The sequence below is a fragment of the Salegentibacter agarivorans genome (assembly GCF_900113135.1).
GTDB lineage: Bacteria > Bacteroidota > Bacteroidia > Flavobacteriales > Flavobacteriaceae > Salegentibacter > Salegentibacter agarivorans.
Genome location: NZ_FOOH01000002.1, coordinates 16,650 through 36,892, shown reverse-complemented (window position 1 = coordinate 36,892; position 20,243 = coordinate 16,650). Strand labels below are relative to the sequence as shown.

20 protein-coding genes and 1 tRNA gene are annotated in these 20,243 nt (G+C 36.5%); 12 read left to right on the top strand and 9 right to left on the bottom strand.

All coding sequences use genetic code 11. The features are described 5' to 3' along the window. Positions 1–4: 4 nt before the first annotated feature. The 7 genes from BM084_RS02165 to trhA all read right to left on the bottom strand — a co-directional run bounded on the left by BM084_RS02165 (position 5) and on the right by trhA (position 6,270). Positions 5–1,039: an MBL fold metallo-hydrolase gene (locus BM084_RS02165; RefSeq protein WP_075326708.1), complete on the bottom strand. Its 1,035-nt coding sequence runs from the start codon at positions 1,037–1,039 to the stop codon at positions 5–7. A 51-nt stretch (positions 1,040–1,090) separates the two neighbouring features. Then, complete coding sequence (locus BM084_RS02160) at positions 1,091–2,128, bottom strand: cytochrome d ubiquinol oxidase subunit II (RefSeq protein WP_075326707.1); 1,038 nt, start codon at positions 2,126–2,128, stop codon at positions 1,091–1,093. A 2-nt stretch (positions 2,129–2,130) separates the two neighbouring features. After that, a complete protein-coding gene (locus BM084_RS02155; protein WP_075326706.1) occupies positions 2,131–3,498 on the bottom strand; it encodes a cytochrome ubiquinol oxidase subunit I in 1,368 nt (455 codons plus the stop codon). Positions 3,499–3,551: 53 nt separating this feature from the next. Beyond that, positions 3,552–3,974, bottom strand: coding sequence for a methyltransferase family protein (locus BM084_RS19650; protein ID WP_198036109.1), 423 nt, complete (start codon positions 3,972–3,974; stop codon positions 3,552–3,554). A gap of 54 nt (positions 3,975–4,028) precedes the next feature. Next, complete coding sequence (locus BM084_RS02145) at positions 4,029–4,826, bottom strand: sulfite exporter TauE/SafE family protein (protein ID WP_093302537.1); 798 nt, start codon at positions 4,824–4,826, stop codon at positions 4,029–4,031. A gap of 70 nt (positions 4,827–4,896) precedes the next feature. Continuing rightward, the gene (locus BM084_RS02140; protein ID WP_075326703.1) at positions 4,897–5,529 is read right to left on the bottom strand and encodes a Crp/Fnr family transcriptional regulator; all 633 of its coding nucleotides are present in this window, start codon (positions 5,527–5,529) and stop codon (positions 4,897–4,899) included. Between the two features lie 99 nt (positions 5,530–5,628). Continuing rightward, the gene (gene trhA, locus BM084_RS02135; RefSeq protein ID WP_075326702.1) at positions 5,629–6,270 is read right to left on the bottom strand and encodes a PAQR family membrane homeostasis protein TrhA; all 642 of its coding nucleotides are present in this window, start codon (positions 6,268–6,270) and stop codon (positions 5,629–5,631) included. A 187-nt stretch (positions 6,271–6,457) separates the two neighbouring features. Between trhA and BM084_RS02130 the strand changes: the two genes are divergently transcribed. Beyond that, on the top strand, positions 6,458–7,675 hold the full coding sequence (locus BM084_RS02130; protein WP_093302534.1) for an exonuclease SbcCD subunit D C-terminal domain-containing protein: 1,218 nt from the start codon (positions 6,458–6,460) through the stop codon (positions 7,673–7,675). A gap of 3 nt (positions 7,676–7,678) precedes the next feature. Then, complete coding sequence (locus BM084_RS02125; protein ID WP_093302533.1) at positions 7,679–10,702, top strand: AAA family ATPase; 3,024 nt, start codon at positions 7,679–7,681, stop codon at positions 10,700–10,702. 49 nt (positions 10,703–10,751) lie between these two features. On the opposite strand, the gene BM084_RS02120 is transcribed toward BM084_RS02125, so the two are convergent. After that, entirely contained in the window at positions 10,752–11,627 is an 876-nt protein-coding gene (locus BM084_RS02120; protein ID WP_093302530.1) for a cation diffusion facilitator family transporter, read from the bottom strand. Between the two features lie 168 nt (positions 11,628–11,795). Between BM084_RS02120 and BM084_RS02115 the strand changes: the two genes are divergently transcribed. The 10 genes from BM084_RS02115 (at position 11,796) to BM084_RS02075 (ending at position 18,953) form a co-directional block, all read left to right on the top strand. Then, entirely contained in the window at positions 11,796–13,058 is a 1,263-nt protein-coding gene (locus BM084_RS02115; RefSeq protein WP_143083613.1) for a carboxypeptidase-like regulatory domain-containing protein, read from the top strand. Between the two features lie 329 nt (positions 13,059–13,387). Next, positions 13,388–13,464 (top strand) — tRNA-Pro (locus BM084_RS02110). Between the two features lie 212 nt (positions 13,465–13,676). After that, complete coding sequence (locus BM084_RS02105; protein WP_093302525.1) at positions 13,677–14,351, top strand: hypothetical protein; 675 nt, start codon at positions 13,677–13,679, stop codon at positions 14,349–14,351. Positions 14,352–14,475: 124 nt separating this feature from the next. Beyond that, positions 14,476–14,766, top strand: a complete 291-nt coding sequence (locus BM084_RS02100; RefSeq protein WP_093302523.1) for a helix-turn-helix transcriptional regulator — start codon at positions 14,476–14,478, stop codon at positions 14,764–14,766. A 33-nt stretch (positions 14,767–14,799) separates the two neighbouring features. Continuing rightward, positions 14,800–14,955, top strand: a complete 156-nt coding sequence (locus BM084_RS19065; RefSeq protein ID WP_177195642.1) for a hypothetical protein — start codon at positions 14,800–14,802, stop codon at positions 14,953–14,955. Continuing rightward, positions 14,942–16,126 carry a VapE domain-containing protein gene (locus tag BM084_RS02095; RefSeq protein ID WP_093302520.1) on the top strand — a complete coding sequence of 395 codons (1,185 nt, stop codon included), beginning with the start codon at positions 14,942–14,944 and terminating at the stop codon, positions 16,124–16,126. The genes BM084_RS19065 and BM084_RS02095 overlap by 14 nt, the downstream gene beginning before the upstream one ends. Positions 16,127–16,322: 196 nt before the next feature. After that, on the top strand, positions 16,323–17,192 hold the full coding sequence (locus tag BM084_RS02090; protein WP_093302518.1) for a toprim domain-containing protein: 870 nt from the start codon (positions 16,323–16,325) through the stop codon (positions 17,190–17,192). A 125-nt stretch (positions 17,193–17,317) separates the two neighbouring features. Beyond that, positions 17,318–17,614: a mobilization protein MbpA gene (mbpA, locus tag BM084_RS02085; RefSeq protein ID WP_093302517.1), complete on the top strand. Its 297-nt coding sequence runs from the start codon at positions 17,318–17,320 to the stop codon at positions 17,612–17,614. After that, positions 17,611–18,483, top strand: coding sequence for a relaxase/mobilization nuclease domain-containing protein (locus tag BM084_RS02080; protein ID WP_093302514.1), 873 nt, complete (start codon positions 17,611–17,613; stop codon positions 18,481–18,483). The genes mbpA and BM084_RS02080 overlap by 4 nt, the downstream gene beginning before the upstream one ends. Before the next feature lie 11 nt (positions 18,484–18,494). Beyond that, positions 18,495–18,953, top strand: a complete 459-nt coding sequence (locus tag BM084_RS02075) for a DUF6730 family protein (protein ID WP_093302513.1) — start codon at positions 18,495–18,497, stop codon at positions 18,951–18,953. Positions 18,954–19,283: 330 nt separating this feature from the next. On the opposite strand, the gene BM084_RS02070 is transcribed toward BM084_RS02075, so the two are convergent. Continuing rightward, a complete protein-coding gene (locus BM084_RS02070) occupies positions 19,284–20,243 on the bottom strand; it encodes an arsenic resistance protein (protein ID WP_093302510.1) in 960 nt (319 codons plus the stop codon).

The following is a 20,243-nucleotide window of genomic DNA, read 5'->3' as shown; positions in this document are numbered from 1 at the left end:
TCTTTTATTCAAAATTCCACCATTCTTCCTGTGAAAATTGTTCTCCTAAAACATAAGCTTCACCAATTCTTGGCGAAACTACTTCTTGCTTTTGTATTCTGGTTTCTGCCATTAGTCTCCTAATAGGTTCGTTCCAGGGATGTACCGAAAGCACAAATTTCCCCCAATGCACGGGGAACAAAATTTTAGCATTTAGATCTTTCGCAGCTTTCGCGGTTTCCTCAGGAAACATATGTATTTGGGGCCAATATTTACCATATTGTCCGCATTCCAGAAAAGCGAGGTCAAATTCCTTAAATTTTTCTCCAATTTCTTTAAACTGCGAACTGTAACCCGAATCACTACCAATATATATTTTAAAACCCTCCCATTCCAGGGCGAAAGAAGCCCACAAACTCGTGTTTCTTTTTACGTTTCTGCCAGAAAAATGACGGGAAGGCAAAGCGGTAACTTTTAAATTTTGATGTACTTCCTCACTTTCATTCCAGTTGAGCTCGGTAATTATATCAGGTTGTGTATTCCAATATTCTAAATGCTCTCCTACTCCAAGGGGAGTAACTATTTTTAAAACTTTTGTCTTTAATTGTTTTAAAAATTTATAATCCAAATGGTCATAATGATCGTGAGTAAGAATTAGCAAATCAATTTTTGGAAAATCTTCGGCTTGATACAGATCGGTCCCCGGGAAGGATTTTCCAAGGAATTTAAAAGGGGAAGCGAATCCGCTAAAAACGGGATCTACCAAAATATTATAGCCATTAAAACTTAATAAGTAAGAAGAATGTCCAAACCAGACCACTGTCGGTTTTTTGGTATTTATATTTAATAAATCAGCTTTTTTATGAGGAATTTCTGATGAAGGCCGAACCGTTTTTGGCCTATTCAGCATCTGTTTCATTATTTTAAACATAGAAACATCTTCTGGCTGCACCGCGGTAGGTTCTATATTTTGAAACTTGCCGTTTTGTGTATTTTCGGCATTATTTATTCGCTTCAGCCTTTCTCCAGAAGGTTCTTTTCCAAATCTTTTTAAGATCATTAGCTATTTTTTGAATGAGATTACCAAATTCCGCAATTAATTCAGTAAAAATTATTCGTACTCCTTCGCATTTTTTTCCAACACTTTAATCATATTAAAAGATTTCATTAAATGAAAAAGTCCTGGTAAAATAATAAATCCGCCTATTAGCAACATAATCGCCAAATTACTAATGGTAGATTCTGGTGCCAGGTTTTCTAACAGACTTATCTCTTTATCGGCAGTGATTATAATATAAGGAAAATGTGCATAAAGCGCAGCAAAAAGTATTAAAACTACCTGGAAACCGGCTAAATATCTACTGGCAATGCGATATTCTTTTTTTATAAATTTCCAAAGCGGAAATAAAAGAATTGCCGATAAACCAACGCAAGCTAAAGAAACCGGATTATGAATAAAATCTTCAGCAAATTTTATCCCGCTGAAATATCCATAACTGATAAGGATAAAGCCAAGCACCACCAATACAACCGTAAAAAAAGCCGAGTTTTTAGCGTAGTGTTTTCGTGCTTTTCCATCGGCCTCTCCAATTAATAAAGTTGAAGCTAAAAAAGCACAAAGGGCAGCATAAAACAAACCTACCAGCAAAGCGAAAATATTAAGCCAATGCTGCATAAAAAGATCGTAGAAACCATAGGTTTCATAATCTTCAGTAATTATTATTTCCCCACCAATTAACGCTCCAAAAGACATTCCCAGGAAAACCGGTGTTACAAAACTTCCTATTCTAAAAAGCCAATTATACCAAAACTGAGATTTATCTAAAACCGCATCATAATGCCGAAAAACAAAAGCAACACCCCTAAGCGTAATTCCCAATAAGACAAGGCTTAAAGGAATGTGCAGGTAAATAATCATCACATTAAAATAAGCCGGAAACGCCACCCATAAAATCACCAACATAATAATTAGCCAAATATGGTTTGCTTCCCAAATTGGCCCCATTACCCGGTAAATTGTATCGCGTGTATGTTCTTTATTCTTAGCCGAAGAAAACAACTCAACGATACCAGCACCAAAATCGGCGCCACCAAGGAGTACATACAGGAACAGTGAAAACAACAGAAAAAACAGAACTACATATAACATAACTAATCTTTGCTTTTATTTCCACCCGTAGGCTTAAAATTCTTTTCTGAAGTATTTTCAGCCTTCTCTTCAGCAGTTTCCCGGTTAAGCGATCTTATTTGGCGGCTCATTAACCAGGCTACAGTTATGGCGAGTACGGTATAGAGAAAAAGGTAGTAGAAAAAACTATATTTCATCCCCGGCATTGGGGTTACGGCATCTTCGGTTCTCATAATCTGGTGAATAATCCAGGGTTGTCTTCCCACTTCGGTCACTATCCATCCGGCTTCAATAGCCACAAAGCCAAGTGGCGCAACCGCAATAAACAACAACCAGTAATATTTATTCTGAAGCCAGTTTTTCTTTCTTAAACTTATAAAATAGATCAATCCTGCAAACATTAGTAAAGTACCAATACCCACCATAGTTTGGAAGGCGTAATGTACAATTGCCACCGGTGGTAATTCATCATCGGGAAAATCGTTTAATCCTTTTACTTCGGCATTAAAATCGCCAAAAGCCAGGAAAGAAAGTGCTTTGGGAATTTCTATTTTATTAGAAACCGTACGGGTTTCTTCATCTACAATTCCACCAATGTAAAGCGGCGCACCCTTTTGCGTTTCATAATGTGCTTCCATAGCAGCGAGTTTTACCGGTTGACGTTCTGCGACATCTTTTGCTGAAAGATCGCCACTAATAGGTTGTAGAAACGCTGCGATTGCTCCAAAAACAATAGCAATTTTAAAAGCCCTGATATGTAATTCTACATTTCGTTTTCGGAAAATTTGAAACGCGTGAATCCCGGCAACTCCAAAACTCGTGGCTACAAAAGCCGCTAAAGTCATATGTAATGCCTGTGTAAACCAGGCCGGATTTAATAAAGCAGCCACCGGGTCTATATTGGTAAATTCTCCATTTATATAATCAAAACCCGAGGGCGCATTCATCCAGCCATTAGCCGAAACCACGAGAATACCTGAAGCTACTCCTGCAACGCCAATAATAACCCCGGTAAACCAGTGAAATTTTTCAGGCAGTTTATTCCAACCATATAGATAAAAACCGAGAGCGATGGCTTCTACAAAAAAGGCAGCACCTTCTAAAGAAAATGGCATTCCAATTATGGGCCCCGCGTGTTTCATAAATTCCGGCCATAACATTCCCAACTCGAAGGAAAGCGCAGTTCCTGAAACCGCTCCAGTAACAAAAAATATTGCTACACCTTTTAACCAGGCCATTGTTAATCTTTTATATATGGGATTTCTGGTTTTCAACCATTTGTGGTGTGAAACCACCATAAAAAAAGGCATCACCATCCCAATACAGGCAAAAATGATATGAAAGCCCAGGGTAAACGCCATTTGCAGACGTGCATAATCTAAATTCTCCATCAAATTGGTTTAATTGATTTGCTGTCTTTTAAAAAGACTTTTCAATATAATTTTCAATGAATAAATTTAGGGAAAAATCTACCGGTGTTCTGCCGGTAATGACGATAATTTGGATACTTTAAGCATAATTGCTCTTCTTCGAATTCAGATTTAAACCAGAATAAAATAAGCAATAAGAACACGATCCCTATTTTATAACCAGAGCCAAAATATAATGAAAGGAAAAAGAGGAAAATTAGAATTCCGGAGTAAATAGGATGCCTTATATATTTAAAGAGCCCGCTTGTTATTAAAGTTGCATTTTCTTTTGGCTTAGGAAAAGGGGAAAGATTGGTGTTTAGTTGAAGGATTGAAATTAAAACGATTAAAAAACCTATTCCGCTTAAAACTAAAAAAACCGGCTGAAAAAATTCCAACCGGTTAAATTTTAAAGTTTCAATTTCAAATAGCCAGGCAATGAAAAGCAAAAATTGCATCCCGACATAAAAATAGTTTTTAAGAGCCATCACCTCAGTTTTCCTGATTGAAATTTACGAAATTTCAGCCCAAATGATGTAAATACCCATTATTAATACAAACCAGCCAAAACCTTTTTTCAGTTTTTTTCCGTCTATAAATTTATTGAGATAAATTCCTATAAACATTCCTACCATGGAAAGTCCGGTGAAAATTCCTAAAAACAGCCAGTTAATATTCATATTTTGGACATCTCCAATAAAACCTATAAGTGATTTAATGGCAATAATTAATAAAGAAGTTGCTACGGCCTTTTTCATAGGGAGTTTTGCTAAAAGCACTAGAGCCGGGATAATTAAGAATCCGCCGCCGGCCCCTACAATTCCTGTGAGAACACCTACAACAATTCCTTCAAGAACAATTAAGGGATAATTATAACTTATCTTTTCATTTTCAGTTTTTTTCTTGCCATTTTCCCTAATCATAGAAACTGAAGCCAAAATCATAATAATGGCGAAAAACAGCATAATCCCAATATTCTTCGTTATTTCAAATTGGCCAATACTAAAAAGAGATTCCGGAATGGCAGGTACCATCCATTTTCTTGTTGCATATACCGCAATAAACGCAGGAATAGAAAAAACAATGGCGGTTCTAAAATCTACCAATTTTTTCTGCATATTTTTAAAAGCGCCCACTAGAGAAGATGCTCCTACAACAAAAAGAGAATATGCAGTTGCGGTAACGGGGTTAATGGCTAGCAAATAAACCAGCACGGGAACCGTTAAAATAGATCCTCCGCCCCCAATAAGGCCCAAAACAATACCTATTACCAATGCCCCAAAGTAACCCAGTATTTCAAGTATTTCCATATTATATTTTTATTACGCTGCAAAAATACCTGCAATATGGCTGTTGTACAGTAACAAGGGTTACAAAGAATTAAAGTTCTAAAACTTCTATGCTGTTACGCTGCAGTTTTATTCTACCGTCAATTTCCAGTTTTTTTAATAACCTGGAAATCACTACCCGGGAAGTATGTAAATCGTAAGCAATTTGTTGATGTGTAGCTGCAATTACTTCATTTTGATTGATTTTTGCTTTATCCTGAAGGTATTTCATTAAACGCTGATCCATATTCATAAAAGCAATGGTATCTATAGTTTCCAGCATTTCGTTAAGTCGGGCGTGGTAACTTTCAAAAACAAAATCGCGCCAGGATTTATATTTAGAAGTCCATTCTTCCATTTTTTCAATAGGAATCATGATCAACTTTGTGTCGCGTTCGGCAACTGCTCTAATTTCACTTTTGGTTTGGCCAAGACAACAGGAAAGCGTCATTGCGCAGGTATCGCCACGTTCAAGAAAATACAGGAGAAGTTCATCTCCATCTTTATCTTCACGCATCACTTTAATAGCACCTTCCATTAATAGAGGCATCATTTTTACATAATCGCCAATTTCAATGATCTTTTCACCGGCAACAACATATTGTAAACTACCCACCTGGGCGATTTCTTCGATTAGATCGTCTTCAAAAATAAATCCGTAGGCTTCTTTTAATTCCTGTAGCATAAAATTCTGGCTGAACTATTATTAATTCTGAATTTGAATTTTTCAGAATCTAAAATTAGTATTAAAATTGAGAAAATTCCACATTTTTAGCTGGAAAGTCTATCCAGGCAAAACATAGAAATAAATAGAAAGATAATGACAAAACGTACCAAAAAGCACGAAAATATGGAAGATGGCGTGGTTAAATTTCACCCTATCAAGACTAAATAACACAGCACCAATGGTGTAAGAGAGTCCGCCGCCAATGAGCCACCATAAACCTTCAGAGCTTAAATTATCGTATAAAGGTTTAATTGCAAATACAATTATCCAACCCATTACCACATACATTATTGTGGACAGCGTTTTATATTTTCCAATGTAAAAAAGCTTAAGAATAATCCCGGTAAGGGCACAAGCCCAAACCACTCCAAAAATAGTCCAACCTACCCAACCTTCTAAAGTTACCAGGGCAAATGGGGTGTAACTTCCTGCAATAAGTACGTAAATTGAAGCGTGATCCAGAATATTTAACCTGTATCTCCAGTTTTTATTTGTGGCTGAATGATATAAAGTAGAAGCCGCATAAAGTAAAATCATACTCGCTCCAAAAATACTAAAGCTCACCAGGTGCACCATTTCTCCAAGTTCATTGGCTCTTGAAATCAATAAAACAAGACCCAGTATGCTTAAGGCAAAACCAAAAGCGTGAGAGATCACATTTAATTTTTCTTCTAAAGGCTCATATTGGTTAATTGGCATTTTTTGCAAGTTTTGGTGGGAGAATTTTAAATACAAAGAATTATAATTCCAACAAGGTTAAAAAAACCTTGCAGGAAAGTTGATGACATAAATTTAAAGATATTCAGGCTTAATTGGAATATTTTAAACGGGCAATTTTTATTAATTTCGAACTTTCACACCGGCATTAATTCCTTAAGCGATTCTTATGAAAATTCTGCATACCGCCGACTGGCATATTGGTAAAAAACTGCATAAGCATAGTTTACAGCCAGATTTTGATCTTTTTATAGATTGGCTGTGCGATTGTATTGCGGAAAATAAAGTAGAAGCTTTACTGGTTTCGGGAGACGTTTTTGATCTTGCCAATCCTTCTTCTGAAGCAAGACAGCAATATTTTAAAGCTCTAATGAAGCTGAAACGTTTGGATTGCAAAATAATTCTCACCGGTGGCAATCACGATTCTCCCACAATGCTAAATGCGCCTCAGGAAGTTTTGCGCGAACTGGATATTCATATTATTGGCGGCTTGCCTATTGAACTTTCAGAATGTATTATTCCTGTAAAAAATAAACAAAACAAAACCGAAGTTGTGATCGCTGCCCTACCCTATTTACGGGATGCTGATCTTAGAACTGCGAGCCAGGGAAATTCTTATGAAGACCGCTTAGAAGCTTTACGAAAAGGAATTCAGCAAACGTTTTTAGATGCCGCTGAAATTTGTAAAATTCAATATCCTGGCGTTCTAGCTATTGCTATGGGACACCTTTTTGCTGCTGGCGCCGAAACTTCAGAAAGCGAACGGGATATCCAAATCGGAAATCAAGCCGCATTTAATGCGCTTCAGTTTGGCGATTATTTTAATTATATCGCGTTGGGACATATTCATAAACCGCAAAGGGTAAATGCTACTACCCCTACTTTTTATAGTGGTTCGCCCATTGCACTATCCTTTAGTGAACGCAGTAATAAAAACCGCATTCTACTTTTAAATACCGTAACCGGCTGGGAACCGGAAAGTATAGAAATTCCTGTTTTTCGGGAATTACTCAAAATTACCGGTAACCTGGAAAAACTTCAGCAGAAATTACTGGAGCTACAACCACGCAACGGACTCGCTTCTTTAATTGAAATTGAATTACAGGAAGAGAATTTCGATTCTAATAAGATTTATGAACTGGATCAACTGGTCGATAATTTTAAAGCGGAAGGATATGAGATCGTAAAACATCGCGCAACTTTTGAAAATAAAATAAGTGGGAGTGGCGAACTTTATGAGCAAAAACAGCAATTGGAAGATCTTCAGCCTTTAGATGTTTTTCAAAAATTAGTAGATAAGCAGGAAGAAGACGAAGAAACCCGAAAAGAATTAATGAGTGCTTTTAATGAAATTCTCGAAGAAGTGCATCAATCAAAAAGAGGCTAAAAAATGAAAATCTTAAGCATTGCTTTTAAAAATATAAACTCTTTAAAAGGCGAAAATTTCATTGATTTTGAAGCCGCTCCGTTTTCGGGAAATACGCTTTTTGCCATTACCGGTCCCACTGGTAGTGGTAAAAGTAGTATCCTAGATGTTATTTCGCTGGCGCTTTTTAACCAGGTGCCGCGCCTGGGGAAAATTAGCAAAAAAGAAATTAGGAAAAAAGGTGCAATTCTTACCCGAAACCAAAAAGAAGCTTACGCAAAAGTTACCTATGAAACCGGCGCCGGTCGCTTTACTTCTTCCTGGAGCATTGAGGTGAACCGAAACGGAAACCTGAACGATTATAATATGGATATTGCTAATCTCCAGGATAATTCGATTTTAGACCTTAAAAAATCTGAAGTTCCGGCGAAAAATGAAGATCTAATCGGTTTAAATTACGACCAATTTATTAAATCGGTTTTACTGGCGCAAGGTGATTTTGCCAAATTTCTTTCGGCTAAAAAAGAAGAGCGAGGAGAATTATTAGAAAAAATTACCGGGACCGGTATTTATAGGCAATTGGGAATAATGGCGTATGAACGTTTTAAAGCTGAAACTTCTGACATTGAAAAGCAGCAAGAGGAGATAAAACTGATTAGCTCGTATTTACTTTCTGAAGATAATTTGACAATTTTCAAGAAAGATCTTAAAGAAAAAACCGCTCAAACTGAAAGTCTGCAGAAGGATTTAAAGTTGATTGAAAAACAGCTGGAATTAAAGAAAACCATTACTGAACAAGAAAAGGCAATCAACGGTTTAGAGGCTGAAGAATTAAAATTGAATGCGCAGCTTAAGGAATTTGAAAATCAATTTGGAGAAAGCCTTAAACAACACGAAAAACTACAGCCAATTGCGGAAGAGATACAATCCTGGAAACGCTTTCAACAGGAATTAGAAGTTATAAAGGACGGATTGAATAAAATTTCAGAAAAAATTGAAGCGAATAAAAAGAATACAGGCGATTTTATACAACAGGTGAAAGTTTTTGTTAAGGAGGAAATTTCCAAAGAAAACCTCAGGGAAAAACTAACTGAATTTACAGAGAAAATAAGAAAACTCCAGGAAGAAAAAGCTGCCCTGGGACGCGATTATAAAAGTAAGCTACAATTATTTAAAACTGAAATCAGGGAATTAAATCTCGATTTTCCAGAGAATAATTTAAAAGCCGGTAAAGAAATCCTGGAAAATCTTAAAACTAAAAAAACTAAACAGAAAAAGCAGCTGGAGAATGATTTAAAAGAAGTTGATTTAGAAAATATTGCTTCAGAAAAGAATCGTTTAAGAACCGAATTAGAAAAAAGTCGGGAAGCGAGAAGTTTTTCAGAAAGAAACCTGGAACAAAAGCAAAAGCAAATAGATTTAAAAAAAGAAATTGATTCCCTTAAACCGGAATTGGAGAATCTGCCAAAAATTATTCAGGAAGAAAAAAACCTGCTTATTTCTTTAAAAAAGGATCACGAAATTCTTCAGCTTAAAAAAGAAAACCAGTTAAAAACAGCGCAATTAGAAGATCTTAGAAATTCGCTAAAAACAGGAGAAGCCTGCCCGCTGTGTGGATCAAAAGAACATCCTTATTCTGAACACCTTCCCCACTTTGAAGACGATCTTGCGGCTAAAATTTCAGCAAAATCTTTAGAAATAGATGAGCATAATTCGAAGCTTACTCAGGCGCAAGCTAAATTAACTCATTTAGATGAGTCGCTGCAAAAAACGAAAAAGCAATTAAACGAAATTGAAATCGGTATAACCGAAAACGAACAAATTCTCAGGAAGAAATACCCTGAATTTAAAGAGCCGGAAGTTATTGATTGGGAAACACAGGTTTCTCAGATAAAAAGTACCATTGAAAAATTAGAATTTTTTGAAACTATAAATCCGCAATTAAAGTCCATAGATAGCGGATTACCAATTTTAGAGGAATTAGAGAAAATACTTCAGCGCGGGAAATTACTGCAACAGGAACTTCAGCAAAAATATTCAGGAAAAAGTATTGGTGAGGATAGTCAGCGGTTAATGGATGATTGGAATTCATTACTTCAGGAAAGAAAATATCTTCTAGAAAATGAAGAAGAGCAAAAAGATCCATTTCAGGAAAAATCTAAGATTTATAAGGATTTACAGGAAAAACTAAAACAGCAGGTTTTAGAAAAAGATTTTGAAAGTCTGGAAAATGCGTACCATTCACTTTTACCGGGAAATAAATTCTTTGATTTAAAAAAGCAAAAGGATAAGCTTTTAAAACAGAAAAGCATTGCTGAAACCGGAATTTCTACCCTGAAAAAACAACTAAAACAATTCAAAGAAAATGAAAGTAAACGTTCTGAAGATGATCTAACTGCGGAGCTAAAACAAAAAAAAGAAGCTTTTGAATCCACGCAATCTAATTGCGAAGAATTGAGAAGAAAACTAAATAATAATGCAGAAAATATTTCTCGTCTAAAAGAGCTTGAAAATCAAATTGCCGAAAAGGAAAAAGATTGCAGAAGGTGGCGTTTGCTTAACAATCTTATTGGTAGCAGAACTGGTAAAGAATTCAATAATTTTGCGCAAGATTTAACTTTATCTCAGCTAATTTATTTAGCAAATATTCGGTTAAAAGATTTAAGCGAACGCTATAAAATTGATAAAGCCCTTGAAGGTGAAGACGATGGTTTGGTTGCGATAGACGAAGATATGGGCGGACAAAGGCGATCTGTAAAAACGCTCTCTGGTGGGGAAACTTTTTTATTGAGTTTATCTCTCGCATTGGCTTTATCTGATCTCGCTTCCAGAAACGTAGAAATTAATAGCCTATTTATAGATGAAGGTTTTGGAACACTAGATCCTGAAACTTTAGACCAAACCCTGGATACATTAGAAAAACTCCAGGCAGAATCTGGTAAAACTATTGGGATTATTAGTCACGTTGCTTCGCTAAAAGAAAGAATTAGCACTCAAATCCAGCTAACCAGAAATGGGCAGGGTTATAGTAGTTTGGTGGTGAAATAGGGTTGAGGGTTGCGGGTTGCGGGTTGCGGGTTGAAAATAAAAATTATTTTTACTCTAAACTGCAGGTTTCAGAATCCAGTTCAAATTGAATGGTAAAATGTTCAAAATTATAGGTTTTTAAAGAATCCAGGACTTCAGATTTAAGGTTTAGATATTGCTCAACACTATTAATATTTTCCAGTTTTACGTGAGCCGTAAAAACGTGATGCTCTCCCTCCTGCGACCAAATATGTACGTGATGTGTAGAAGCTACCCCTGGAATTTCTTTAATTTGTTGTTTTACCTCATCAAGATTAATATCAGATGGGGTGCCTTGTAGAAAAATAAAAAGCGTTTCTTTTAACCTTTTAAAGACATTCCATAAAATATAGATGGTAATAACCAGAGACAAAGCCGGATCGAGGTAATGAATGTCTTTAAACTGCAGAATAATTGCCACCACCAAGATTGAAGCCCAGCCCAGCACATCTTCCATAAGATGCCAGGAAATCACTTTTTCGTTCAAGGTTTTCCCACTGCTTAATTTCCAGGCGGCAAAGCCGTTAACAATTACTCCCATAATTGCAAAAACCATCATTCCTTCTGCATCAGAATGTTCGGGAGCCATTAGCCTGCCTACCGCTTCATAAATCACATAAACCGAACCGGCAATAAGTATTAAACTATTAAGCAAAGCTCCTAAAAGCGAAAACCTGCGATATCCAAATGAGAATTTTGAGTCGCTTTTTTGTTGAGATTTATGATCTAAATACCAGGAGGTTCCCAGTGAAAGGCTATCGCCAAGATCGTGAACAGCATCTGAGATAATGGCTATACTATTTACATAAATTCCGCCAATAAATTCAATAATGGTAAACCCGAGATTGAGAAAAAATACAAGTCTTAGATTTTTTTCAGAAGAATTCTTGTGATGATGGTGCCCCATACTGCTGGAAAACTTAGGTCAATTGCTTTTCACTTCGAAATTAATCATTTTTAATGTATTTATAAACCTTCTTCATCTTCGGTAAGAAATATTGTGTTCAGTTTAGATTTCACTATTAATTTTCTTCAAAATTTCGTATATTAGGATGAATATCAAAAACTTATAGCTGTGAAAAATTTAAAAACCTTAATGCCATTTCTAGTGGGTATGCTTATTTTCTACGCGCCCCTAAAAGCTTCGCCATTTTTACAGGATTCCGATCAGGATTATGTAGAATACAAAGGTGAAGTGATCAACTCCAATAATGAGGATGTGATCGTGAACGCCCATTTATCTGTAAATGAAACCAATATTTCTACGGTGACGAATTCTGAAGGTAAATTTTCTTTAAAAGTTCCAAAAGGAACGAGTCCTGCTACGGTAAATATTTCTTATTTGGGATACCAAAGCAAGAATTTACCTCTTAGTTACTTTAAACCCAGGGGAACAATTATTTACCTGGAACCCGTGGTAGAAGAACTTTCTGAAGTTAAAGTTTATGAAGCGGGGGATGCAAGAAGGCTGGTACGTACCATGTTGGCTAACCGGGGAGATAATTATATTGACGATCCTACCCAAATGACCGCCTTTTATAGAGAAAGTATAAGCAAAGGGAATAGAAATGTCTCCTTGAGTGAAGCCGTGGTGAAAATTCATAAAAAACCGTATAGTGATTTTGGCGAAGAAGACATTGAACTTGTTAAAGCCCGAAAAACGGCTGATTATGAACGTTTAGACACCCTGGCCCTAAAATTGCGTGGCGGCCCCTTTAATACGCTGTTTATAGATGTAATGAAGTATCCAGATTACCTCTTTTATGAGCGGGATTTAGATAATTATGAATTCAGTTTTGAAGAGCCTACTCAAATTGATAACCGCTACTTGCATGTAGTGCGATTTGAAGATATGAATAAAGATATGCCCTGGTTCTTTGGAACGCTGTTTATAGATGCTGAAACTCAAAGCCTGGTAAGAGCCAAATTGAATATGAATGTAGATAACCGGCGCGCTGCTACCAATATGTTTGTAAATAAAAAACCGGGGGGCACTAAAGTGTACCCTATTGAGGTGATGTATGATATAGACTACCATCAACAAGATGGCAAATGGTACTTTGGATATTCCAATGCGCAGCTTCTTTTTGTGGTAAATTGGAAGAAAAAATTATTTAATTCCAGATACTTTGTAGATTCTGAAATGGCTGTTACCAACTGGCAACCACAAAGCGAAGATAGAATTAAGAAAGGGGATAACTTTTTAAACAAAAGAGTAGTGATGGCCGATGATATTTCTGGTTTTACCGATCTACAATTTTGGGGAAGCAATAATATTATAGAACCCGATAAATCTATACAAAACGCCATAGAAAAGATCCAGGAAAATATTCAGTAATACCGAAAGGAAAAGCTCATTATTGAATAAAATATTTTAAAAAGAATATTGATGGTTGTTTAGAAAGCGTGCTAACTTTCTAAACAACCTTTTTTTATGAAAAATAGGTTTATATAAATTAAATAAACTTAAAACTGATGCTCAGGTATTTAAAGAATATCCAAGCTTAAGTTCTTAAAAAATGACATTTTCGCTTTGATAATAGTAAATAAGCACTTTAATTTGTGACTTGAATTAAATAGATGACTTGCTCTTGCTCAAGATAGGTCGTTAATGAACCACGTTTAAAATAGGTAGTTCTAAAAATTGAAATTGAGCATACTACAAATCGGGATGTGGCGCAGTCTGGTAGCGTATACGCCTGGGGGGCGTGGGGTCGCAAGTTCGAATCTTGTCATCCCGACCAGTAAATACGGGGCTTCCGAGAGATCGGAAGCCTTTTTATTTTATGTCCGTACAACATACGTACAACAATTTTCAAGCCTTCTTTTTAATGCAAAAATCCCATAAAAGATTTTATTGAAATAAAAATTCCCTCTTAAAATAATTTGAACCTTCCCGGGAATGGATGATTATTTTTCTTTTAACTATATTTAATAGACTGTAGCGATATTAAATATGGAAAAGTTTATCCTTGAATCTGGAAAAGCACTGGCTAGATTAAGATCTGGAATAAATGATTTCATTGAGGACAAAATAGAGGGAAATGTCACCTACCTAATTCTTTTTATCCTGTCTTTTTTTATTCTTTTCGTCACCAGCTTCAGTTTAATTTTTGGTGTCAAAACCATAATAGATGGTTATGTCTATTTTCTAATACTTCTTATAGTCCTGGCGGTAGTTTTGGTTTGGCTGGCCATATTCTATGAATCAGATAAACACCTGGAGACCGACCGGCATAATTTTAAGGTGGAGCCCATTAATAAGTTTCAAATAAGGTTTGAATACATCAACCTTGATAAAAACGCTAAAGAGCAATTCTATAGGTTAATTAAAGGCCGAAAGGTTCAGGAGAAGATCAATTTTACCGTTGGGAATAAAAGCGGGGATTCCGCAAACCACCGAATTCTTTTTGTTTTGTTCGATGAACTATTAGTTGGTGGCATCCAGGATTTTTCCGGAGAACGGAAACGTGACTTTTTTCAATTGCTGATGAATTCCTTTTTGATGAACAACGAACCGCTCAAAGAAAACACTTTAAAAACCAGTTTTTCCGCCTGGAAAAACGACCAGGAAAAAATAAATTCCCGAAACCAGCGAAAATTCATTCGACAGATGCTAGCTAAAGAATAATTATAGCATAATTCCCTTCTTATTTGAATTACTCTATTGATTTATAGGTATTTACTTTCCTAAGTTTGTCCTGTACAAAATCGTAAAAGGCCTTTTACTCATTTTTAATTTTAACCATATAGTTATGAATGAGCAGGAACAAGTAGTGGGTTTATTGGAGGATATTAAAGTTCTTCTTTCTCACACCAAAAAAGTAATGAACGTGGAAGATCTGGCACTATATACCGGACTTTCCAAAAGTAAGATCTACAAGCTTACGCATTTGAAGCTTATCCCGATGGGGAATAATCCTAACATTCGTCAGAAGTTTTTCGATAAGGAAAAGATCGATGCCTGGCTCCTGGGAGAACCGGACTTGTCCGATGCTTTCCTTGAGGATCAGTTTAATAAGAGCCTGATAAAAAACCGGAAATAGGCACTTGCCTTTTACTCATCCTTTAAAAATTTTATGATGAAAAATCTAACCTATATCCGGGTGGGCATTAATTACTATACAATGGTAGTGACGCCTATTATTTCCTGGAATATCAATGAAGTTCCGATACTCTATAATATACTTTCAGGAATAGAAGGTTTTAAAGCTTTGGGTTATGAAGAAATTTGAATCCAAACTCTATCAGGTTTCTGAGCAGAAGAAAAAAACGATCTACGACGCTGTGGATGAGTATGTGTCTGAAAAATATGATATCAGGTTTAACGAAATATCTCACGAGTTTCAGATTCGGATTAAGGAGTCAAATATCTGGGAAGATTTTGAAGTGAATTCACTACTTATAGAATTAGCTAAATCAAACATAGAGATTAATCCGGGCAAACTGGACATCTATTTACGGTCTAACCTAATTCCTAGATTTAACCCGATTGCGGAATACTTTGATAAGCTTCCAAAATGGGTAGGTGGAGATCATATAAGAACACTCGCTTCCTATCTTCCGGCTAAAGAACCAGAGCAATTTCTTTATCATTTTAGGAAATGGCTGGTGAGAACAGTTAAGTGTGCATTGGATGAACATTACTTTAATAAGCAATGTTTGGTTTTAGTGCATTCAGAACAAAATTCTGGAAAATCTACCTGGTGCAGGTTTCTCTGTCCTCCGGCTTTATCAAAGTATTTTGCTGAAGATATGACCACAGATAAAGACGCGAGGATCCAACTTACCAGGAATTTCATCATCAATTTAGATGAATTATCTGTGCTGGCCAGAAAAGAAATAAATGCGCTTAAAGCTTATTTCTCTAAAACGATGATCAATGAAAGGCTGCCTTATGATCGGAAAAACTCCAACCTGCGAAGGACCTGCAGTTTTATAGGATCTACAAACAGGGCAACCTTTCTTAATGATGAAACCGGTTCTGTGCGCTGGTTATGCTTTGAGCTAAATGCTAAAATTGATTTTTCTTACTCCAGGGAAGTTGATATAGACAAGGTATGGGCTCAGGCTTATTACCTGGCGTATGTGGATGAACAATTTAACCCGGAATTGACCCTGGAGGATATCATTGCAAATGAAGAAAGGAACAAAACTTATCGGGAAGCCAGTATGGAAGAAGAACTGCTCTGTAAATACTATCTCAAGAGTTCAGATCCCGCCGACTTTAAAACGGCCTCAGATGTAGTCTTAGAGCTGAATTGTATTAACCCGAGACTGAATATTTACAATATGGGTAGAGCAATGAGAGCCTTGAACTTTGAAAGGGTAAAATCCACCCAAAATGAAAGATATGGCTACCTAGTCAAACAGCGGTTCAAGACCTCTCCTTTAGAAGTTTTATAAAATCTATTTACCCTAATTACCCAAACTTTGGAAAAGGCTGTAAACAAAGGGGGTTTCACTGGGTAAATAGAATTTAAAATAATCTACCCAAATTACCTTTTTGGGTAATTAAGGTAGATACGAAAAACAATAAAAAAATGAATTAAAACCCAGTGTCTACAAGGCTTGGGTAAATAGGTAATTAAAAAATCAAAAAATGAACTTAAATAACTTATCGTGTAAAAGTGCCCGTAATATTTGCATCGTAAAAACGCTGGCAAAATTAGGGCACTTTCCCACCAGGACAACGGAAAAAGAAGCTTGGTTTCTGAGTCCCCTGCGGTCAGAAACGCAAGCCTCTTTTAGCGTCTCTTTAATTAAAAACTTATGGTTTGATTTCGGGTTAGGAAAAGGAGGGAATACTATAGATCTCATTATGCTTATAAGATCCTGGTCTGTAAGGGAAGCCCTGGAATTTTTAAAGAATGATTTGGGATCTCTCTCTTTTAGCCCGCAAAATATTGAACATCTTATTAAGGAACCAGAAATTAGTATTCTGGATGTTCAAATTATTCACCTGAAAGCATTAATTGATTATCTGCATTCCCGCAATATACCTTATGAGATTGGTAGAAACTACTGCAGACAGGTTTGGTATCGCTGTAAAGGAAAACGGTTTTTTGCGCTTGGCCTTGAAAATTATAAAAGAGGCTGGGAACTTAGAAATAAATACTTTAAAACATCCAGTAGTCCAAAGACTTTTTCATTTTTTGAAAGAGGATCCAGACAACTACTTATCACGGAAGGGATGTTTGATTTTCTTTCTCTGGCAACTACCGATGAAGACTTAGTACAAAACTCAGACTGCATCATTTTAAATTCCCTGGCTTTTTTGGAAAGGATTAAAATGTTCATCCCTAAATATGAAAAGGTTCTTATCTATCTGGATAATGACCCGGCAGGTAAAAAAGCAGCCGGCTCGCTTTTAAGCCAGTTTGATAATATAACCGATTGTAGCAATTCCTACTTTGGCTATGTAGATCTGAATGAAAAATTGAAAGCTGAAAAATCCTTGACTTTAAAATAAGGAGGCGTTGGTAAATAGGGAACGCCTATCGGAGATTTTCAGTTGAAAGGGAAAAGCAAGATGTGTCATTGTAATGACAATCTTGCTTTGCGCCCGATGGTTGCAAAGGTTTTAAAAGGAAAAAAATGAAAAGGGAATACATCCAGGTTCGTTGCTCGATTTACGAGAAGAAGCTGCTCCAAAGAAGGGCGGCCAGGGCAGGAATTTCCCTTTCAGAATATATCCGAGGGGCGGCTTTTGATAAAAATATTGTAGAAAGGATTACCCCGGAACAATTAGAGACTTATAAGATGCTGGTCCAGTACAAGAACAATTTTACCCGCATTGGGAATATGTTTAAAAAGAGGGATCCGAAGCTGGCCAGAGAAGTGGAAGATCTGGCCAAAGAAATCAGAACGCACTTAAAAAACTTTAAAAAATGATAGGGAAAGGACACGCAATTTCCGGGACAAAAGTATCAATATCTTATGGCTGGAATCAGGAGAAAGAGGCCGAAGTCGTGCTTAGAGAGCACGTTGCCGGAGATACCCCTGCAGAAATAGCCGAAGAGTTTAGGATTATCCAGTCGCAAAATGAACGCTGCATAAATAACACCTTAAGCTTTATCGTAAGCCCGACGATTGAAGATGGACAGGATCTGAGTAAGACAGATCTGGAAGAGATTGCCAGGAAGTTTTTAAAGGAAATGAATCTGCAGAACAATCAATCCATTGGGTTTGTACACCGGGATAAAGCGCATACCCACGTTCATATCTATACCAATAGGATTGGCTTTGATGGCAAAGCCTATAACGACAGTTTTATTGGAAAGCGAAGCCAGATAGCCGCTGATAATGTTGCAAAAGAATTAGGACTTACCAGGGTTCGGCAAGTACAGCAGGAAAGACTTAATGAGTTAAAGGGCCTCAGACAGGAAATCAAAAATATACATGATCGGGTACTTCATTCGAGGCCAAAATCGCTGGATGAATATATAAATAGAATGAAAGCCCAGAAGGTTGAAGTGATCCCAACCATCAATAAAGCGAATCAACTACAGGGGTTTCGGGTGGAATACAAAGGATTCAACCTTAAAGCAAGTGAAGTCGATCGGTCGATGAGCGGGAATAGATTAATTCCACAGATCGCCCAAAACAGGAGTTTTACAAGGCTAAAAGAAGTACCTAAAACCTTCCAGGTATTGGATAAGACAGTGCAGCTAAGCAGTAACCTGTCAACCAAAATCGCTAAAGAGATTTTAAAAGGAATAGTAAAAACATTAAGAGATACCGGTATAGGTATGGGATATTAAACCGTTGAGTTATGAAAAAACTAGATGAAATTATGGAACTGATGGCCGATGAAATGGAGGATTTTAAAACGGCAGTCTTGGAACTCAAAAAGCTTTCGGGACAATTGGCAAAGATGAGCATCCCCATTAGCACGGAAGCATTGGAAAAGAACCTGAACACATTCCTGCAAAAACAGGAAGCAGAAAAGGAAAAAACAGATGAAATACTAAAGGAGATAGACCGGAAATTAAAGCGCGTCAGGATCATACCCAATTACCTGCTGATCCTTTTTGGTATCTCAGGAGTTATTGCACTAGGTTCAGTGGGATATTTTGGATATACTTCTAAAGAAAAGGTAGAAGACAATTTTGAAGTTTACCAGACGATCATGGAATCTCAGAATAAATCTTACCAAGATTATTTTGCAGCATTTCCAGAAATCCAGCAGGCATACTGCGAGTGGATACAGGGTGGATACCAGGGTTTGTAATGACAAATGCCCCTTTGAAAAAATTAGTAAAATTGCGGCAAATGCCCTGAAATCCTCAGTAAAACCGTTGAAATTTGCGGCAAAAATTTAGTAAAGTTTAGTGCAATTTTTTTAAGTCGTTGTTGCGAAACGAGGAGATTACCAGTAAATGGCCTGGAAAACCCTGAAAACAGGTTGAAATTTATTGGTTTAGAACAAAAGAGTAGGCAGCGCCCTATGCTGTTTTTACTTGACGCTTAACTTCCCGTACACTATAAAAACAGCATAGGATCCTGCGCAAGTTATGGTAGATATTGGGGTCTTAAACACTATTTCAACCGTAATCTAAAACTACTTATAAGCTTTTCTAATCTTTAATAAAATTTGAGAAATTAAGGTCAATATGGGTAACTCCAACAAAGGCCCTATCACCAATGCAAGTGAAATTAATGGATCATTTGGAAAAGCGGTAAGAGAAACGGCCAGAGCAATAGGTGAGTTTCTTGCAAGAGTGGTTAAGCTCAGGCTTGCAGAATCCTTATAATTAAATTTTAATAGTAAGCTCGCAAAACGTCCTACCAGAAAATTAATCAAAAAGAACAGAAGTATTGGAATCAGAAGAATGTAAATTACGCTAAGATTTTTTGTTAAATATTCTCCCTGCGATGCAAACATAGCAACAATGGCCAAAGCCAGTAAAATGATTTGTGCAGTTTCGGAAAAAGGAAGAACTTTCTTGCGCATCAATTCTGTTTTTCTAAGTTTAGTACTCCAGTATTTTATAAGCTGCGCAATTAGAAATGGAACTAAAAGCACCAAGAGAATACTTTCCCATAAAATTGCTGTATCAACGGACCCGGATTTCCCGAAAAACAAGAACAGATAAACCGGAAGAAGAATTAATTGTAAAATTAGATTTACCGGCAATACAGCTGTTGACAAGGAAGTATTTCCTTTGGCAATTCCGGTAAAGATCAGGTACCAGTCCGTGCAGGGTGTTACCATTAACATTACAAAACCTATCCATAAACTCAAATGTTCTTGTAAAAGGAGTAATCCCAAAAGATAGGCAAAGATTGGCGTCCAGAGGAAATTGATTATCAGATTTGCCGAGATGAATTTAAGATTGGAAAAACTGGAAAGTAGGTTTTTAAAGGGAATATTCATGAACAAACCAAAAAGCATCACCATTAGGAATGGGACGATAAGATATTCTGAAAATCTTTTGATAACTGAAATTTGCCCAAGAAGTAAACCCACACCAACTGCTACTGCAATTATTAATGTGTGATATTTGTTTAATTTATTCAA

What these genes read in the sequence shown, in the direction of transcription:
- BM084_RS02140 (WP_075326703.1), bottom strand. Translation starts at nt 5,529, where the DNA reads ATGCTACAGGAATTAAAAGAAGCCTACGGATTTATTTTTGAAGACGAT.
- BM084_RS02095 (WP_093302520.1), top strand. Translation starts at nt 14,942, where the DNA reads ATGAAGAAATTTGAATCCAAACTCTATCAGGTTTCTGAGCAGAAGAAA.
- BM084_RS02105 (WP_093302525.1), top strand. Translation starts at nt 13,677, where the DNA reads ATGGAAAAGTTTATCCTTGAATCTGGAAAAGCACTGGCTAGATTAAGA.
- BM084_RS02100 (WP_093302523.1), top strand. Translation starts at nt 14,476, where the DNA reads ATGAATGAGCAGGAACAAGTAGTGGGTTTATTGGAGGATATTAAAGTT.
- BM084_RS02165 (WP_075326708.1), bottom strand. Translation starts at nt 1,039, where the DNA reads ATGATCTTAAAAAGATTTGGAAAAGAACCTTCTGGAGAAAGGCTGAAG.
- BM084_RS19065 (WP_177195642.1), top strand. Translation starts at nt 14,800, where the DNA reads ATGATGAAAAATCTAACCTATATCCGGGTGGGCATTAATTACTATACA.
- BM084_RS02160 (WP_075326707.1), bottom strand. Translation starts at nt 2,128, where the DNA reads ATGTTATATGTAGTTCTGTTTTTTCTGTTGTTTTCACTGTTCCTGTAT.
- BM084_RS02145 (WP_093302537.1), bottom strand. Translation starts at nt 4,826, where the DNA reads ATGGAAATACTTGAAATACTGGGTTACTTTGGGGCATTGGTAATAGGT.
- BM084_RS02125 (WP_093302533.1), top strand. Translation starts at nt 7,679, where the DNA reads ATGAAAATCTTAAGCATTGCTTTTAAAAATATAAACTCTTTAAAAGGC.
- BM084_RS02090 (WP_093302518.1), top strand. Translation starts at nt 16,323, where the DNA reads ATGAACTTAAATAACTTATCGTGTAAAAGTGCCCGTAATATTTGCATC.
- BM084_RS02130 (WP_093302534.1), top strand. Translation starts at nt 6,458, where the DNA reads ATGAAAATTCTGCATACCGCCGACTGGCATATTGGTAAAAAACTGCAT.
- BM084_RS02120 (WP_093302530.1), bottom strand. Translation starts at nt 11,627, where the DNA reads ATGGGGCACCATCATCACAAGAATTCTTCTGAAAAAAATCTAAGACTT.
- mbpA (WP_093302517.1), top strand. Translation starts at nt 17,318, where the DNA reads ATGAAAAGGGAATACATCCAGGTTCGTTGCTCGATTTACGAGAAGAAG.
- BM084_RS02075 (WP_093302513.1), top strand. Translation starts at nt 18,495, where the DNA reads ATGAAAAAACTAGATGAAATTATGGAACTGATGGCCGATGAAATGGAG.
- BM084_RS02155 (WP_075326706.1), bottom strand. Translation starts at nt 3,498, where the DNA reads ATGGAGAATTTAGATTATGCACGTCTGCAAATGGCGTTTACCCTGGGC.
- BM084_RS19650 (WP_198036109.1), bottom strand. Translation starts at nt 3,974, where the DNA reads ATGCAATTTTTGCTTTTCATTGCCTGGCTATTTGAAATTGAAACTTTA.
- BM084_RS02080 (WP_093302514.1), top strand. Translation starts at nt 17,611, where the DNA reads ATGATAGGGAAAGGACACGCAATTTCCGGGACAAAAGTATCAATATCT.
- trhA (WP_075326702.1), bottom strand. Translation starts at nt 6,270, where the DNA reads ATGCCAATTAACCAATATGAGCCTTTAGAAGAAAAATTAAATGTGATC.